The organism is Aeromonas sobria (assembly GCF_050266975.1).
Classification (GTDB): domain Bacteria; phylum Pseudomonadota; class Gammaproteobacteria; order Enterobacterales; family Aeromonadaceae; genus Aeromonas; species Aeromonas sobria_B.
In genome coordinates this window covers 168,702-184,404 of the sequence record NZ_JBKISU010000003.1, presented here as the reverse complement: position 1 = coordinate 184,404, position 15,703 = coordinate 168,702, and the positions used below count along the sequence as shown (strand labels likewise).

The 15,703-nt window shown below is 63.6% G+C and carries 19 protein-coding genes and 1 pseudogene; 8 read left to right on the top strand and 12 right to left on the bottom strand.

All coding sequences use genetic code 11. From position 1 onward, the window contains the following. Window positions 1-64: 64 nt before the first annotated feature. From ACLHZ1_RS03160 to ACLHZ1_RS03140, 5 genes and pseudogenes are all read right to left on the bottom strand, one after another. Window positions 65-220: pseudogene (locus ACLHZ1_RS03160) on the bottom strand (DsbA family protein); the annotation flags it as partial. A gap of 8 nt (window positions 221-228) precedes the next feature. Continuing rightward, a complete protein-coding gene (locus ACLHZ1_RS03155; protein WP_427260940.1) occupies window positions 229-381 on the bottom strand; it encodes a copper resistance protein in 153 nt (50 codons plus the stop codon). 11 nt (window positions 382-392) lie between these two features. After that, window positions 393-1,124: a DsbA family protein gene (locus tag ACLHZ1_RS03150; protein ID WP_427260933.1), complete on the bottom strand. Its 732-nt coding sequence runs from the start codon at window positions 1,122-1,124 to the stop codon at window positions 393-395. Continuing rightward, window positions 1,121-3,175, bottom strand: a complete 2,055-nt coding sequence (locus ACLHZ1_RS03145; RefSeq protein WP_427260932.1) for a protein-disulfide reductase DsbD family protein — start codon at window positions 3,173-3,175, stop codon at window positions 1,121-1,123. The genes ACLHZ1_RS03150 and ACLHZ1_RS03145 overlap by 4 nt, the downstream gene beginning before the upstream one ends. Window positions 3,176-3,225: 50 nt before the next feature. After that, complete coding sequence (locus tag ACLHZ1_RS03140) at window positions 3,226-3,603, bottom strand: hypothetical protein (RefSeq protein ID WP_427260931.1); 378 nt, start codon at window positions 3,601-3,603, stop codon at window positions 3,226-3,228. A gap of 176 nt (window positions 3,604-3,779) precedes the next feature. Here ACLHZ1_RS03140 and ACLHZ1_RS03135 point away from each other — a divergent pair, with 176 nt between their 5' ends. The 4 genes from ACLHZ1_RS03135 to pspG all read left to right on the top strand — a co-directional run bounded on the left by ACLHZ1_RS03135 (window position 3,780) and on the right by pspG (window position 5,927). Next, window positions 3,780-4,508, top strand: coding sequence for a 1-acylglycerol-3-phosphate O-acyltransferase (locus ACLHZ1_RS03135; protein ID WP_408794053.1), 729 nt, complete (start codon window positions 3,780-3,782; stop codon window positions 4,506-4,508). Window positions 4,509-4,712: 204 nt separating this feature from the next. Next, complete coding sequence (gene pspA, locus ACLHZ1_RS03130) at window positions 4,713-5,375, top strand: phage shock protein PspA (RefSeq protein ID WP_427260930.1); 663 nt, start codon at window positions 4,713-4,715, stop codon at window positions 5,373-5,375. A gap of 2 nt (window positions 5,376-5,377) precedes the next feature. Beyond that, entirely contained in the window at window positions 5,378-5,584 is a 207-nt protein-coding gene (locus ACLHZ1_RS03125) for a PspC domain-containing protein (RefSeq protein ID WP_427260929.1), read from the top strand. Between the two features lie 127 nt (window positions 5,585-5,711). Continuing rightward, window positions 5,712-5,927: an envelope stress response protein PspG gene (gene pspG, locus ACLHZ1_RS03120; protein ID WP_427260928.1), complete on the top strand. Its 216-nt coding sequence runs from the start codon at window positions 5,712-5,714 to the stop codon at window positions 5,925-5,927. A 77-nt stretch (window positions 5,928-6,004) separates the two neighbouring features. Here the strand turns inward: pspG and ACLHZ1_RS03115 are convergent, their stop codons facing one another. Beyond that, window positions 6,005-6,346: a GIY-YIG nuclease family protein gene (locus ACLHZ1_RS03115; RefSeq protein ID WP_427260927.1), complete on the bottom strand. Its 342-nt coding sequence runs from the start codon at window positions 6,344-6,346 to the stop codon at window positions 6,005-6,007. Window positions 6,347-6,387: 41 nt separating this feature from the next. Continuing rightward, window positions 6,388-7,311, bottom strand: coding sequence for an EamA family transporter RarD (rarD, locus tag ACLHZ1_RS03110; protein ID WP_427260926.1), 924 nt, complete (start codon window positions 7,309-7,311; stop codon window positions 6,388-6,390). A 101-nt stretch (window positions 7,312-7,412) separates the two neighbouring features. On the opposite strand from rarD, the gene ACLHZ1_RS03105 reads away from it, so the two are divergent. Next, on the top strand, window positions 7,413-7,994 hold the full coding sequence (locus ACLHZ1_RS03105; protein WP_408774863.1) for a uracil-DNA glycosylase family protein: 582 nt from the start codon (window positions 7,413-7,415) through the stop codon (window positions 7,992-7,994). Window position 7,995: 1 nt separating this feature from the next. Here ACLHZ1_RS03105 and ACLHZ1_RS03100 read toward each other — a convergent pair whose 3' ends face one another. Next, window positions 7,996-8,853 (bottom strand): DMT family transporter, encoded by an 858-nt coding sequence (locus ACLHZ1_RS03100; protein ID WP_427260925.1) that lies wholly within the window; start codon window positions 8,851-8,853, stop codon window positions 7,996-7,998. A gap of 90 nt (window positions 8,854-8,943) precedes the next feature. On the opposite strand from ACLHZ1_RS03100, the gene ACLHZ1_RS03095 reads away from it, so the two are divergent. After that, window positions 8,944-9,837 carry a LysR substrate-binding domain-containing protein gene (locus tag ACLHZ1_RS03095; protein ID WP_408794070.1) on the top strand — a complete coding sequence of 298 codons (894 nt, stop codon included), beginning with the start codon at window positions 8,944-8,946 and terminating at the stop codon, window positions 9,835-9,837. Window positions 9,838-9,955: 118 nt separating this feature from the next. On the opposite strand, the gene znuB is transcribed toward ACLHZ1_RS03095, so the two are convergent. Both znuB and znuC read right to left on the bottom strand, forming a co-directional pair. Beyond that, window positions 9,956-10,735, bottom strand: coding sequence for a zinc ABC transporter permease subunit ZnuB (gene znuB / locus ACLHZ1_RS03090; RefSeq protein WP_427260924.1), 780 nt, complete (start codon window positions 10,733-10,735; stop codon window positions 9,956-9,958). A gap of 20 nt (window positions 10,736-10,755) precedes the next feature. After that, window positions 10,756-11,520: a zinc ABC transporter ATP-binding protein ZnuC gene (znuC, locus tag ACLHZ1_RS03085; protein WP_427260923.1), complete on the bottom strand. Its 765-nt coding sequence runs from the start codon at window positions 11,518-11,520 to the stop codon at window positions 10,756-10,758. A gap of 93 nt (window positions 11,521-11,613) precedes the next feature. On the opposite strand from znuC, the gene znuA reads away from it, so the two are divergent. Then, complete coding sequence (znuA, locus tag ACLHZ1_RS03080) at window positions 11,614-12,552, top strand: zinc ABC transporter substrate-binding protein ZnuA (protein ID WP_427260922.1); 939 nt, start codon at window positions 11,614-11,616, stop codon at window positions 12,550-12,552. A gap of 47 nt (window positions 12,553-12,599) precedes the next feature. Next, window positions 12,600-13,274, top strand: a complete 675-nt coding sequence (locus tag ACLHZ1_RS03075; RefSeq protein WP_427260921.1) for a transglutaminase-like cysteine peptidase — start codon at window positions 12,600-12,602, stop codon at window positions 13,272-13,274. Here the strand turns inward: ACLHZ1_RS03075 and ACLHZ1_RS03070 are convergent. Together ACLHZ1_RS03070 and ACLHZ1_RS03065 are read right to left on the bottom strand one after the other, a co-directional pair. Next, window positions 13,269-14,210 (bottom strand): TAXI family TRAP transporter solute-binding subunit, encoded by a 942-nt coding sequence (locus ACLHZ1_RS03070; protein WP_427260920.1) that lies wholly within the window; start codon window positions 14,208-14,210, stop codon window positions 13,269-13,271. The genes ACLHZ1_RS03075 and ACLHZ1_RS03070 overlap by 6 nt on opposite strands. Then, window positions 14,207-15,508 carry a LapD/MoxY N-terminal periplasmic domain-containing protein gene (locus tag ACLHZ1_RS03065; protein ID WP_427260919.1) on the bottom strand — a complete coding sequence of 434 codons (1,302 nt, stop codon included), beginning with the start codon at window positions 15,506-15,508 and terminating at the stop codon, window positions 14,207-14,209. The genes ACLHZ1_RS03070 and ACLHZ1_RS03065 overlap by 4 nt, the downstream gene beginning before the upstream one ends. Between the last annotated feature and the right edge of the window lie 195 nt (window positions 15,509-15,703).

Genomic DNA, 15,703 nt, shown 5'->3' with positions numbered 1-15,703 from the left:
CCCTGCACCCCCAGGAGGGTACCGATGCGCTGACTGTATGGACGCAGCTCCACGGGTAGTTTCCTCATGTCCGCTTGGCCAGTTCGGCCTTCACCAATTGTTCGAGCTGATCATAGGGCAGGGCGCCCGGCACCCGCTGGTTGTCGATAAGCGTCGCCGGTGTGCCCTGCACCCCCAGGAGGGTACCGATGCGCTGACTGTATGGACGCAGCTCCACGGGTAGTTTCCTCATGTCCGCTTGGCCAGTTCGGCCTTCACCAATTGTTCGAGCTGATCATAGGGCAGGGCGCCTGGCACCAGCTGGTTGCCGATAAGCGTCGCCGGTGTGCCCTGCACCCCCAAGAGGGTGCCGATGCGCTGATTGTATGGACGCAGCTCCACGGGTAGTTTCCTCATGTCCGCTTGGCCAGTTCGGCCTTCACCAGCTGTTCGAGCTGATCATAGGGCAGGGCGCCCGGCACCAGCTGGTTGCCGATAAGCGTGGCCGGTGTGCCCTGCACTCCCAAGAGGGTGCCGATGCGTAGGCTATTGCGCAGCTCTTCTGTGGCCTTGCCCTCAGGCTTGAGCGCCACATTGCCGGTGGCCGCCAGCGCCTTGTTGATGTCCGCCTCGGTCAACATGCCCTGCTTGCTCATCAGCTTGTCGTGCAGGGCGAGGAAGCGGGCCGGATCCTGCTGCCACAGGGTCAGGCTGTACTGGGCCGCCTTGGCGGAGGTCTGCCCCTTGAACGGCAGCAGCTTGATCACCAGCCCCAGATCGTTCGGATAGGCCTTGAGCAGCTTGGTCACCTGGGGGTCGAACTGCTTGCAGTAGGGGCAGTTGTAGTCGGTGAAGAGCACCAGGGTCAGCTTGGGGTGCTTGGCCCCCAGGCGCGGGCTGGTAGGGCTATTGAACAGCACGTCTTTGTTGCCCTTGATGAAGTCGCCGAGCTGGGCCGCCTGATCCGCGGCGTTCTGTTTCTCCCAGGATTCGGCCGCCTCATCCAGGATCTTCGGATTCTGGACCAGGGTCTCGCGGATGAGCTCCTTGATGCGGGCCTCCTGCTCCGGAGTGAAGGGGGCGGCGTGCAGGGCCGGGGTCAACAGGGAACCCAGCAGGGTCAGGGCGAGCAGGGTCGGTTTCATTTGGTTTCTCCTTGAGAGGGGGCAATGCCGGCTTGCGCCAGGGTGGCAAGCAGGGTCGCTCGGTCGAGCAGGGGGGAGAGGATCTCGCCATCCGTCAGGCCGGGCCCGTAGATCTGGTTGAAGGGAATGGCCACGCTGCCCCGTTGGCGCAGGAAGCTGGCGATGCTGTCGGAGGGGCGGCTCCAGTCCCCGCGCAGGGCCACCACATCGGGGGCGCTCAGGGCCTGTTGCACGTCATCTCGCAGCAGTACGTTGAATTTGTTGGCTTTGCAGGTGATGCACCAGTCGGCGGTCACATCGATGAAGACTCGCTTGTTCTGGGCCAGTGCCAGTGTGATGGCCTGCTCAGAGAGCGGCTGCCAGTCGACCCTGTCCTGGCGGGGCTTGCCGTCAATGGTGAAGGCGCCGCCGAGCAGCAGGGCCCCGCCCAGCAGGCAGCCCAGTGCCAGCCCCAGGGTCAGGGTGCGTATGCCGTGGCGCCACACCACGGCCAGCAGCAGCATGACCAGCATCAGCGCCATCAGGATCAGCATCCAGAAGGGGCCGACGTGGTTGCCGAGCAGACTGAGCAGCCAGAGGCTGGAGCCCAGCATCATCAGGCCGAGCAGGGTGCGCAGGCGCCCCATCCAGCGGCCCGGCTTCGGCAGCCAGAGCGCCAGGCGAGGGACGGCAGCGATCAGCAGCCAGGGCAGGCTCATGCCCAGACCCAGTGCGGTAAAGATGAGCCAGAGCTGACCCAGCGGCGCCCCGAGGGCAAAGGCGACCGCAGTGCCGAGGAAGGGTGCGGAGCAGGGGGTGGCCAGCAGGGTGGCAAAGCAGCCCTGCAGGAAGTGACCCCCAAGGCCCTGACCGCCGCTGGTGGCCAGGCGGGTATTGAGCTTGCTCGGCAGCCGCAGCTCGAACAGCCCCAGCAGGTTGGCGCAAAACAGCGCCGTCACCACCACCATGAAGCCGATAAACCAGACGCTCTGGAACTGTATGCCCCAGCCGACCGCGCCACTCATTCCGAAACTGGGGGCGCGCAGCAGGGTGCTCATCAGCGCCAGCGCCCAGAAGGAGACCAGGATGCCGGCACTGGCCGCCAAAAATTGCAGGCGCACCGGGCGGCGCTCCCGGCTCTCGAGTTGCAGCACGGATCCCAGCTTGAGGGCCAGCACCGGCAGCACGCAGGGCATCAGGTTGAGGATGAGGCCCCCCAGCAGCGCGGCTCCCAGCAGCCAGAGCAGCGAGTGGCCGCCGCTCGGCAGGGTCAGGGGCTCACCTATGCGGACCTCGCTCTGCCAGGCCTGCTCGCCGCTCGCCAGCACCAACCCGAGCCGCTGATGACGGATATCGGGGGCATCCCCCTGCCAGCCATCGCTGACCGGAATGCGGGCGATCAGGGTGTTGCCCTGCACCTCCAGGCTGGGATCGCCAAATTCGGCCCCCTCCAGGCGCTGGAGGAACAGCTGGGGATCCTGCCAGCCCTGGGGGTTGTCGGCGGTCAGTTGCAGCTGGTTCTGCCGGTAGCCCGCCTTGAGGGTCACAGTGTCCGGCATGGCCTGTGGCTGGGTGCTCATCGCCTTGGCATAGGCAAGGTCGAACCCCTCAGGGGCAGCGCCATCCAGCGCCAGGGTGAAGGGGTAGTCGGTCAGGATGCAGACGTTGCTGCAGGTCGAGAGGCGCAGGGTGCCCGTCAGTGCCTCGCCGCCGCTGCGGGTGAGGCTGATGGGCAGGCTGACGTCCCCCTGGTAGCCCTGGGTCGAGATGCCGCTGACATCGAACCGTCTGGGCACTGGCCAGTGCCACTGCGCCGCCGGTTCGGGGTGATCCCAGAGGATCTCGGGGGCTATGCCGCCCTCACCCGGGTTCTGCCAATAGGTTTTCCAGCCGGATTCAAGCTGCAGGCTGAGCAGCAGCCGGGGGGCGGCGGGATCCCGGGTGTCGGCTTGCAGCCGCACCTTGGCGTGATCGTTCTGGGGGCTGGTGAGCCAGCCGGTGTCGCTGGCTAACCCCATGGATTGCCACAGCAGACCGCTCAGCAACAGGGCGGTCTTGATGATGTTTGACATGTGTTTGTCTCTTGAAAATGAAGGTCAGGGTGGAGAAAACCGCCGCAGACTCATTCCCGCCAGACGCAGAGGGTGAGGTGCAGTCGCCGTTCGGGAGGCGAGATGTTGATGGGAGGAGGAAGCGCAGGGGAGCGGCGCGACAGGGGCGCCAGCAGGGCAATCACGAAGGCGATGGCAAAGAAGATCTGCTCGGCGCAGAGCAGATTGGCGGCACTGAGCCACTTGCCGTTGAGCTGGCAACTGCTGGGCTGGGGCGTCGCGGCTTGCCCCTCGTTTGCATCGGCGCTGGACGAGGAGAGGGGTTGCAGCTGGCAGCTCAGGGCCTGGTCGAGCTGTGCCAACCTGGCCAGCGGCTGGGCCGCGCAGTTGAGCACCAGGATGCAGACCAGCAGCAGGAGTCTTGTCGCCACGCGTTGTCGCAAAATCATGCTCGTCCTACCACTGTTGAGTGGGGCACATCCTATCGATCAACCCGGGCTTGGGCAAGTCAGCAGGATCCGGGCGACCACATGGGCCGGTTGGGGTGGTCGGTTCTGTCTGGCTAACGCTTGTTCGCTAAAAGGGGGATCAGTATACTGCGCCGAATCTTGCTTAGAGGTGTTCGATGCTTAAACTTGCCCGTATTCTGCTGCTTGGCCTGCTGCTCATCGTCTGGTTCGTGCTGGCTCTGCTGCTCTGTCTGGTGCGTCCGCGTCATCCCAACAACGTCTTCGTGTTCGCGCGCATGTACCATGCGGTCTGCCCCCTGCTCGGGCTCAAGGTCCGGGTCACCATCCCGGACGAGGTCAAGTCGGTGGGGCCTGCCGTCTATGTCTGCAACCACCAGAGCAACTTCGACATCTTCACCGTGACCGGTGCCGTCATGCCCGGGGTGGTGGCGGTGGGCAAGAAGAGTCTGCTGTGGCTGCCCTTCTTCGGTCTCATTTTCTGGCTCTCCGGCAACGTGTTGATCGACCGCTCCAACCGCTCCCGCGCCATCGGCACCATAGGCCAGGTGGTGAACCGCATCAAGGGGCGTGGTACCTCCATCTGGATGTTCCCGGAAGGAACCCGCTCCCAGGGGCGCGGCCTGCTGCCGTTCAAGGCCGGCGCCTTCCACACCGCCGTCCAGGCCGAGGTGCCCGTGGTGCCCATCGTCTGTTCCAGCTACTTCGGCCAGGTTGACCTGAACCGCTGGGACAACGGCGAGGTGCTGCTGGAGATGCTGCCCCCCCTGTGCAGCAAGGAGCACGGCGCCGCCGGCATCCGCGAGCTTTCCGAACATTGCCGCCAGCAGATGGAAGCCAAGCTGGCGCAGCTGGACGAGGCCGTGGCGCGGCAGCGTGCCGCCTGACGGAGCACGGGATCGAAAGGGAGCCAATGGCTCCCTTTTTTATTGGCAAAAATCACCAACAAGTTGGCTTTTTTCACCAACATTCTTCCCTTGTATCCTGAGCAGGAATCCTCATCTATCTGTAAGTAAAGGATAAATTATCTTGGCACGGCTCTTGTAATGGCTTGAGGAGAGATAGCCATCCCATGAACAAGGAGCCAGACCATGAGTGTATTCAGCCGCCTTAGCGACATCATCAACGCCAACCTGCACAGCCTGCTCGACAAGAGTGAAGAGCCAGAGAAGATGCTGCGCCTGATGATCGAGGAGATGGAGCAGGTGCAGATCGAGATGCGTACCCAGGCCGCCCGCGTCATCGCCGAACAGAAACAGCTGGAGCGCCATCAGCAGGCGCTGCGCCACCAGATCCAGGAGTGGTCGGCCAAGGCCGAGCTCGCCATCGCGAAGGGACGTGAGGATCTGGCCCGCGCCGCCCTCACGGAGAAGCTGGCCGAGGTCAGGAAGTGCGAGCAACTGGAGCAGGACAAGGCCCGGGTGGCCGAGGTGCTGGCCCAGCTCACCGCCGACAGCGAGCGGCTCGGCGCCAAGCTGACCGAGGCGCGCGAGAAGCAGAAGATGCTGACCCTGCGCGAGCAGACTGCCCACAGCCGGATCCGGGCTCGCGCCCAGGTGGACAACCAGCGTATGCATGAGCTGATGGCCCGCTTCGACGGCTTTCAGGGCCGGGTCGATCAGCTGGAAGCCCAGCTGGAGGCGGCGACCCTGGGGCAGAATCCATCCCTCGAGGCCCAGTTCCGCGAGCTTGAGCTCAATGACGAGATTGAACGGGAGCTGGCTCGCCTGAAAGGCCGGAAGGCGGAGGCCTGACCATGAGCCCCTGGCCCAAAGATCTGGCCCATCGCAAGCTGGCCGGGGTCTGTGCCGGTATCGCCAGGGGGCTTGGGGTCTCCCGGGTGACGGTGCGGGTCGTGGCGCTGGTGGTCCTGATCCTGATGCCCCCCCTGGCCCTGGTCCTCTATCTGCTGGCGGTGTTGCTGATGCCGCCTCGCCACGAGCTCAAGCGCTGGCTGGATTGAGTGGATCCTGGGCCGCCAGGGGGCGAGCCCGGCAGGAGAGGCGCCATCTTGTGGGCAGGGGCCATGGCCCCTGCCCGAGTCCGGTTGATCCGGCTACTCAGAAGCAGCCCGGCTGCGAGGAGTGATTATGTTGGAATGCTTGGTCTTGCTGGCCGTGCTGATCGTGATGGCCATGGCCGGGTTCACCGTGCTGGCCATGGTGGTGGTGAGCGGGGTCTTCATGCTGTTTGGCGCCCTGGCGGGCATGATAGGGCTGGTGTTCAAGCTGGCCCCCTGGCTCGCCCTTGGCCTGGTCATCTACTGGCTGCTGGGCAACCGGCGCCGCAGCCAGGGCTATCGCTGAGTCGACCTCCCTCTCCTGGGGGGATACCTGTCCTTCCTTGGCCCCCGCTCGGATCCATCTCATGGCGGTGGCCTTGCTTATGATGATCCCGCGTCCGGGGTGAGCAGCCACTGCTGGCTGAGGGCTTGCCAGCGTTCGGGTTGCCGGATCAGGGCCTCCTTGCTGGCCTTGCTCTGCCGCTTGAGGCGGTACTCCAGGCGAAGGGCCGCGCCATGCTCCCCGACCGCTTGCCGCCAGGCCAGGGCGAGGGGCCCCTTGCCGCGCAGGGCACGGGCCCCCCGGCCGCTCTGATGCTGGGCGAGCCGGCGTTCGGGATCCGTGCTGATGCCGGTGTAGAGGCTGCCGCTCCCGGTGCGCACCATGTAGATGAACCAGGGGCCGCTGGCGGCCTGGGGGGCATAGGGTGGGGTGTGACTCATAGGGGCTCCCGTGTCAGTGTCGGTCGGGGCGGTGAAGGCCATTATCTATCTTGTGGCGCCTCGGGCAAGGGGGCAGGCTCGGGGAGAGAGGCCTTGCCCTGGCGCAACCTGTGCAGGGGCAGCAGGCTCATCAGCAGGCCGGCCCAGACGAAGGCGAAGCCTACCGACTTCACCGGATCCGGTGACTCCCCGAACCAGAAGAGGGCGAGCAGGAAGGCGAGACTGGGCTCTATGTATTGCAGCAGGCCGACCGTGCTCATCCGGGTTCTGAGCATGCCGTAGCAGAACAGCCCCACCGGCAGCAGGGTGGCGGGGGCGCTGCCCATCAGCAGCAGGCGATCGGCCCAGTCCCCGGCCAGGAAGGTGCTGCTCCCCTGCCAGCCGAGCCAGCCTATCACCAGCAGGGCCAGGGGCAGCTGCACCAGGGATTCCAGATAGAGGCTGGTGCCCGGCCCGTAATGCACCTTCTTCTTGAGTAGGCCGTAGAGGGCGAAGTTGGCCCCCATGATCAGGGAAAACCAGGGCAGCTCGCCGTAGGAGAACAGCATGTAGGCCAGCCCCGCCAGGGCCAGGGCGACCGCCAGATGCTTCTGCACCGTGAGCCGCTCTTTCAGGAAGATGACGGCGAAGGCGATGTTGAACAGGGGCGTCATGAAGAAGGCGAGGCTGGTGGCCAGTACCTGGCCCGTGGTCAGGCACCAGGTGAACATGCACCAGCTGATGGACATGACGGGGCCCGCCAGCAGGATGAGACCAAGCTGGCGAGGCTCGCTGCGCAGGCGTGACCAGGGGACTTGCACGCCGAGCAACAGGAAGAGGGCGCCCAGCAGGATGACAGACCAGAGCACCCGGTGGGAGAGCAGCTCCCACATGTTGACCTCGGGCATGAACTGGTAATAGAGGGGCAGCAGGCCCCACAGCACGAATGAGAGGGCCGCGCTGCCCGTCCCCAAGCCGTTTTTCATCGTCGTCCGTTTATTAAATTAAACAAATTGGGGCGCATCATAGGCAGCCGGTGCGACTTGCACAAGCGGATGCGGGGGAAAACTCTGTTACTATCGGCGCCATGAACCGACTCGATATCCTGTTTGAACAGATCCGGGCCTGCCGGTTGTGCGAGGCCCACCTGCCCCTGGGGCCCAGGCCGGTGATCCGCGGCAACGAACAGGCTCGTCTGCTCATCATCGGTCAGGCCCCCGGTACCCGGGTCCATGCCAGCGGCATCCCCTGGGATGACCCCTCCGGCGATCGATTGCGCCACTGGCTCGGAGTGGACAAGGCCAGCTTTTACGACGAGTCCCGCATCGCCATCATGCCCATGGGGCTCTGTTACCCGGGCCGCGGCAAGTCGGGGGATCTGCCGCCTCGCCCCGAGTGCGCCCCCACCTGGCACGACAAGGTGCTGATGCTGCTGCCCCATATCGAACTGACCCTGCTCATCGGCCAGTACGCCCAGCGCTACTACCTGCGGGAGGCAGCCAGAGGGAGCCTCACCGAGACGGTGCAATGCTGGCGCGATTACGGCCCCGGCTGGCTGCCGCTGCCGCACCCTTCCCCGCGCAACACCCTCTGGCTCAAGAAGAATCCCTGGTTCGAGCAGCAGGTGATCCCCGATCTGCGCCAACGGGTCGCCCCCTTGCTGTTTTGATTCAGACCACCTGCTCTGCCAGCGGTTTTGCCTTGCCGCGCGCCATGGTGACCAGCGGAATGATGATGCACAGGCAGCCCAGCAGCAGCGGCAGACCCGGTTGCTCGTCAAACAGCCAGGCACCGATGGCGACCGCCGCCAGCAGCCCCGTGTACTCCGCCGAGGCGATCTTGCTCGCCTCCGCCTTGCGATAGGCCAGCACGCACAGCCCCGCGTAGACCATGATGAGCGCTGAGGAGCCGAAGGCGGGCCACCACATCTGCCATTGCCAGTCGCCCCCTTCCCACCAGGCCAGCGCCAGGATCAAGGGCATGCTCAGCACGTTGGTGAAGAACAGGGTCTGGGCGATGGGTTGCCTGAGGGGGATCCGCTTGATCAGCAGGTTGTTGATGGCCAGGGAGAGCGCCACCCCGAGCGCCGCCAGGGCGGCCCAGTTCACCTCGGTCGGCCGCAGCACGATCAGCACGCCGACGAAGCCGATGAGGGCCGTCGCCACCTTCTGGCGCGACAGCGCCTCTCCTGCCAGCCAGACCGCCAGCGGTACCATCAGCAGCGGCGCCGCATAGAAGAGGGCGTTGGCGGTGGCCAGCGGCAGCTGGGTCAGGGCGACCACCATCAGGCAGACGCCGGCCGCCCAGATATGGGCTCGCAGCAGATGCCACTTGAGTGCCACCGGCGGGTGACGGCGCCAGGACCAGAGCAGCCAGGGCGCCAGCAACAAGGCCGCCGAGAGCTGGCGGAAGAAGACGAACTGGAAGATGGGCTGATCTGGCTCCAGCACCTTGACCAGGGCGTCGGAGAAGACGGCAACCAGGTTGCCGAGTACCAGATAGATCATGCCTGCCGCCACTGAATTCATACCGCCTCCTCACTTGATGGACTCAGGGTAGCGGGACGCTGACTATTGGGTAAAATGATAAAAAAACACCATCCATGAGATTTATAGATAATGAAGCTGCCGCCCCTGCGTGCCGTGCAATATTTCGAAGTGGTCGCCCGCCTGCTCAGCTTCTCCCGCGCGGCCCTGGAGCTGAACGTCAGCCAGAGCGCGGTCAGCCACCAGATCCGCCTGCTGGAGGATTTCCTGGGGGAACGACTGCTGCTGCGCCAGGGGCGCTTGCTCTCCCTCACCCCCCAGGGGGAGGTCTACTTCGAGGGGATCGCCGCCGGCCTCGGCCAGATAGCCCAGAGCAGCGAACAGTTGCGGGGCGGGGCCCAGATGCAGTTGCGGCTCGCCGTCTACAGCTCCTTCGCGGTCAAGTGGCTGATCCCGCGCCTGGCCGGGCTGCGCCAGCAGTGTCCCGAGCTGGATCTGAGCCTGGAGATGGTGGCCGAAGATCCTGTGCTCTCGGATCGGATCGCGGACTGCTTCATCACAGTGTGCCCCAACGCGCGCGGCTACAGTCACACCCTTATCTATCAGGAGCGGCTCTTCCCCGTCTGCAGCCGCAAGCTGCTGGCCCAGGCGAGCGGCGACTGGCCGGAGGCCATCTGGCAGTTGCCGCTGCTCTCGGTGCAGTCCATCTACAAGTCCCGGGGAGAAGATTGGCAGCGCTGGGCCGAGGCGGGCGCCATGGGGGTGCCGGAGACGGTGCGCATGCACCACTTCAGCCACATGCTGATGGCGGTGGAGGCGGCGGCCTGGGATCAGGGGGTGACCTTCGTGAACGACTACATGGTGCGCCCGGATGATCCCCAGCTGGTGCGCCTGCCGGTGCATCAGCTGGAGACGGGGGATGCCTTCTATTTCACCTGCAAGCGGGGACGGGCCCATGAGGCCGCCATCAGCCGGTTGCGCCAGTGGCTGCTGCTGGAGACGCGCCAGAGCCTGCCTCTCCCCTAAGCGGGAAGGGCTCAGGCCAGCTTGAACTGGCTCAGGATAAAGAGGCTGGTGGGGCAGACCATGACCGAGGGGTCTGGATTTGGAGTGGCCTGACAACGAGGTTCAGACCACGCTAAGCTCAGGCCTGCTTGAACTGGCTCAGGATAAAGAGGCTGGTGGCGCAGACCACGACCGAGGGGCCTGCGGGGGTGTCCTGGAACCAGGAGAGGGTCAGCCCACCCAGCACCGCCAGACAGCCGATCAAGGCGGCAAAGCCGGCCATCTGCTCCGGCGTCTGGCTGAAGCGCCGGGCGGTGGCGGCGGGAATGATCAGCAAGGAGGTGATGATCAACGCCCCGACGAACTTCATCGCTACCGCTATCACCAGGCCTATCAGCAGCATCAGCACGCAGCGCAACACATCGACCCGCACCCCTTCCACCCGCGCCAGCTCCTCCGAGATGGTCATGGAGAGCAGGGGATCCCACAGCCGCCACAGGGTGAGCAACACCAGGGCGCCGCCGCCGTAGATCCAGAGCAGGTCCATGGGTTGTACCGAGAGCAGATCGCCAAACAGGTAGGCCATCAGATCCACCCGCACGTTGTCCATGAAGCTCAGGGTGACCAGGCCAAGGGAGAGGGCGCTGTGGGCCAGGATGCCGAGCAGGGTGTCGGTCGCCACCTGCTGGTTGCGACTCATGACCACCAGCAGCATGGCCATGGCGAGGCAGCAGACCACTACCGCCAGGGTGAGATCCACCTGCAGCAGTATGCCCAGCGCGATGCCGAACAGGCAGGCATGGGAGAGGGTGTCGCCAAAATAGGCCATCTTGCGCCACACCACGAAGCTGCCGAGAGGCCCGGCCAGCAGGGCGATGCCGAGGCCGGCCGCGAGGGCATATAACAGAAAGCTGTCCACTTGAATGTCCTTAGCTGTGCTTATTGCTTGCGAGCGGGCAGGCGGATGACGGGGGCCTGCGACTCATGATGATGGTGCTCGCCGTCGCAGTGGTGATGGTGGGTATAGACCGCCAGCACCTCCTGCTCCGGGCGACCGAACAGGCGGGCAAATTCGGGGTGGCGCGCCACGCTCTCGGGTTCGCCGTGGCAGCAGATGTGGCCGTTCAGGCAGATCACCTCGTGGGTGCTGGCCATCACCAAGTGTAGATCATGGGAGACCATCAGCACGGCACAGTCAAACTCGGCGGCCAGCTGGCCGATCAGGGCGTAGAGCTCGATCTGGCCCGTGATGTCCACCCCCTGTACCGGTTCGTCCAGCACCAGCAGCTCGGGCTTGACCAGCAGGGCACGGGCCAGCAGCACCCGCTGCATCTCGCCGCCGGAGAGCTTCTGCATCCGGTTGTCCAGCAGATCCTGGGCGCCGACCCGGCTCAGGGCCTCCTCGATGGAGAGGCGGCCATTCTTGCCAAGCTGCAGGAAGCGGCGCACCGTGAGCGGCAGGGTAGGATCCAGATAGAGGCGCTGGGGCACATAGCCGACCCGCAGGCCACCACGACGCACTATGTGCCCCGAGTCCGGCTTGAGCAGGCCCAGCACCAGTTTGCTGAGGGTGCTCTTGCCTGCGCCGTTGGGGCCGACTAGTGTGGTGATTTTGCCTTTGTTGAGGGTAAAGGAGACCTTGTCGAGCACGAGTCGCCCGTCGAAAGAGAGACAGATCTCCTTCAGCTCCACCAGTTGGGTCATGACAGCTCCGGGGTTTACAGGCAATGGGAGTTATAATATAACAGTCAGGTTTTCTGTTATATTATCACATTCATCTGTCCTGACGAGATCCCTATGCGAATTCTTGCCCTGCTCACCGCCCTGCTCGCGGTCAGCCTGCCGGTGCGCGCCACCACAGTGTTGACGACCATCAAACCCCTGGGCTTCATCGCCGCCGCCATCACGGATGGGGTGAGTGAACCCCAGGTATTGTTGCCCACCGGCGCCTCCCCCCATGATTTTTCCCTGCGCCCATCGGATGTTCGCACCATCAATCAGGCCGATCTGGTGGTCTGGGTCGGCCCCGAGCTGGAAGGCTTCATGGCCAAGCCGCTGGCGAGCCATCCCCATGTGTTGACCCTGACCCAGGTGCCCGGGATGCCGCTGTTCAACTACGCGACCCAGGGCAGCCAGGATGCCCATCATGATGACGAGCACGAACACGAGCATGCAGCACACGAGCACGGTGACCATGATGAAGGCCATGAGGGGCATCACCACGAGGGAGTGGATCCCCATCTCTGGCTGGGGCCGACCCAGGCCAAGGTGATTGCCAGGGCGATCGCGGCCGAACTTGGCAAGCAGGATCCTGCCAACCAGGCCCGCTACGCCGCCAATCTGGCCGCATTCGATGCCAAGGTGGATGCCAAGGACAAGGTGATCGCCCAGCAGATGAAGGCGGTGAACCAGAAGGGCTATTTCGTGTTTCACGAGGCCTATGGTTACTGGGAGCGTCACTACGGCATGAGCTCCAAGGGTCACTTTACCGTGAGCCCTGAGCGCCGCCCCGGCGCCAGGACCCTGGTGGAGATCCGCAAGGCGCTGGAGGAGAAGAAGGCGAGTTGCATCTATGCCGAACCGCAATTCTCACCGGCGGTGATCGAGTCGGTGGCCCGCAACACGGGCGCCAAGGTGCTGCTGCTCGACGAGGTGGGTGAAACGGTGGCCTTGGGGCCGGATGCCTATCCCCAGTTCATGACGCAATTGGCCGATGCCTTTGGCCAGTGTCGGTAGAGAGGGGCGGCTATACTGACCTCCAGCTCTATTGTGGGGAGTCGTGTATGAACCGGATTGCTCTGATGTTATGGGGGGCTGCGCTGGCCAGTGGGCCGCTGCACGCCTCTCAGTTGTCCAGCTATCTTGCCACCCCCCAGTTGCAGGCGAAGCTGGCGGATGTGTATGGCCAAGGAGCCGTGAAGCGGGCGCAGGCCTATGCCCGCCTGCTAAAACCCAGGTCAGGAACCACGGATGAGCAAAAAATCACCTTGGTAAACAATTACTTCAATAACCTCACCTACAGCGTGGATCCCAGACTGTGGGGCATGGATGATTACTGGGCCAACCCGCTCGAGTTCATCGGCGCCAGGGGAGGGGATTGCGAGGATTACAGCATCGCCAAGTATTACACCCTGATGGAGCTGGGGGTGGAGGAGAAGAAACTGAGGCTGGCCTATGTCAAGGCGGTGAAGTTCAACCAGTTTCACATGGTGACGCTTTACTTCCCGACGCCCAAATCAGACCCCCTGGTACTGGACAACATCAATGGCCGCATCCTCCCCGGCAGTCAGCGCACCGATCTCATCCCCGTCTACAGCTTCGATGCCAAGAGCATCTGGGTGATGAAGTCACGTCGGGAGGGCACCCTGGCGGGCAGCGCCGACAGGTTGACGCAATGGACCTCCATGCAGAGCCGCTTCTCCAGTGAACAACTGCGAGCCCCTCGTCGTCAGCTATAGTTTTCCCGCCGCCTTGAGCTCGGCGAAGTAGCGAGCCGCCCCGGCGTGCTGGGGCGCCATCAGCACGGACCCTGTCTTGCTGCGCGCCCGGTGAAACAGGTTGGCGTAACCATAGGTCTGTTCATTGAAGGGGATCTGCTGGCCCAGCATGGCCTTGGTGAGCCGGTAGACCTGAGCCTCCGACACATCTTCCCGGCTGATCAGGGTGGCCGCGATGGCGAAGGTGGGGACGGGTTGGGGATTGCCCGGATAGATCCGCGCCGGGATCCGGCTGGGTTGATAATAGGGGCGACCCTTGATGAGTTGGTCACGTACCGTGCCCTCGATCGCCATGAAGGTGATGGGGCAGCGTTTGGCCGCATCGAGCACCATGCGATTGGGATGGCCGATGACGAGGGCGAAGGCATCTATCCGCTTGTCACACAGCGCTTCGGCCACGTTTCCCACACTCTTCAGATCGAGATCCTCCTCCCCTGCTCCCAGCTCGGCCATCAGGGCCAGGGCCGTCTTGCGTGTGCCCGACCCCTTGAGACCCATGTCGATCGGGGCAGCCTTGAGTTGCTCCAGGCGGGTGATATCGCCATCGGCGCGGATCACCAGGGTGAAGGGTTCGGCATGAGTGGCAAACAGGCTCTTCAGCCCGGGTTGGGGCGCCCCCGCAAATGCCCCTTCTCCCTTGCTGGCCTGGTACAGCCAGTCTGACTGGACGATGGCGTAATCGCTCTCTCTTCTTGCCAGTCGGTCCAGATTGTCCAGCGAGCCGGACGTGGCATTGGGTTGGCAGAGCAGGCTCTCATCCTGCTCATGGGCCAGCCGGCAAAACTCCTTGGCCATCTGATAGTAAATGCCTTGCTCCGAGCCCGTATCTATCTTGAGCGGGGAGGCGGCTTGAAGGGATGGCGCCAGGATCAGGGACAGCAGAGACCAGATCTTCATGATGAGGCTCCCGCGGCATAGCCATCGATACCCCAGGCTCTCAGTATGTCGGGGTCTGTGATGGAACTGGCCTGGGCCAGTACCGTATAGCCTGAGCCATGCAGGCTCTGGCTGACCAGATTCCAGTAGAGGGGAGCGTTGGTGACGGCCAGGCTGATGAAGGTGGGTTGGACGGGATCGAGCAGGGTCAGCACCTCGTTGTTGAGGGGAATGGCACTGAAGGCCTGCGCCACCCCGGCTCGCTCCAGCGTCATGAAGGCGGGGACCGCATTGGCTGGCAGGGTGACCAGATCCCAGCACCAGTCGATGATCCGCCCCCTGGGCACCCCGGCCAGGGTGGTCGCCAGCTGATCCCATTGTGCATGGGTGAGCAGGCTCATGGGCAGGGAGAGCCCCTCATGGCCAAGGTCGAGCCACTCAGCCACGGCCTGTTGCAGCGTCGAAATAGGGGTCTCGCACGAGAAGTGATGAAGAGGTAGCAGACGGCGATACAGCAAGATGTCGCCCTGGGTTGAATAGAAGTGCTGCTGTTGCCACCGCTCATCGAGGGGGCGCAGGTTGAGCATCGGCAGATGGCTGCTCGCCTCCTGCTGCTTGCCGAGCTGGGTGATCTTGAGCCTCTGTTGCAGCATGTCCCGTTTGCGCTCCGAGATCAGCTGGTTGACCGAACCGGCCACCGCCTTGAGCTCCAGGAGCCAGGGGGTGGGCAGCTCAGAGCCGTATTGGCGTTTGCGGACCAGTTCGAGCTGTTGATTGATCTCGACCAGGGGACGCAACAGGCGATGGCAGATCCAGGGGATCAGCAGACTGAATACGATGAGGCCGGCAAGCAGGGCGAGGCCGGTGCGGCTGATGGCGCCCCACAGATGCTGGTAGGCATAACCGCTGTGCCCTTCCAGGGTCAGGCTGCCCAGTATGCGCCAGCCATCGGTCAGCTCCTGCTCAACCTTGACCGGCGGCATGGCTATGATGTGGGGCAGCCAGGCAGGGACATTCTGCTGGGTGCTGGTAAAGACCTTGTGAAACAGCATCTGACCATCCGGATCGACCAGGGTGATGGCGCTGACGAAGCCGCCGTCGAACATGGCGTTGACTATGGTCTCCGCCAGCACCTTGTCTTCGTTGAGCAGGGTGCCCTGAAGCACCAGGCCGAGGGCGGTAATGGCGGTCTCAAGATTGGCCGACATCTGGTCGAGGATGGATTGTCGTACCGTGGTGATTTCCAGCATGAACAAGAGTATGGCACCAATCAGGAACAAGATGAGGATGATCCCGTTTAACAATTTTGCTAACGACATAGCCACTCCCTGGACAAGGTTAAGCAACATGGGCGGGTCAGAGGCGATCAGGATCTGATCTGGTTCTTAAAAGTAGGAAAAAATGGCAGAAAAGTGATGATCTTTTCTGCCAAAGCGTGCCGCTTATGAATAAAATGTGGTTCTTGCGCGAATTGCAGTGAACTTTTCATATTATGTAGGGTCAAATGTGCAGCT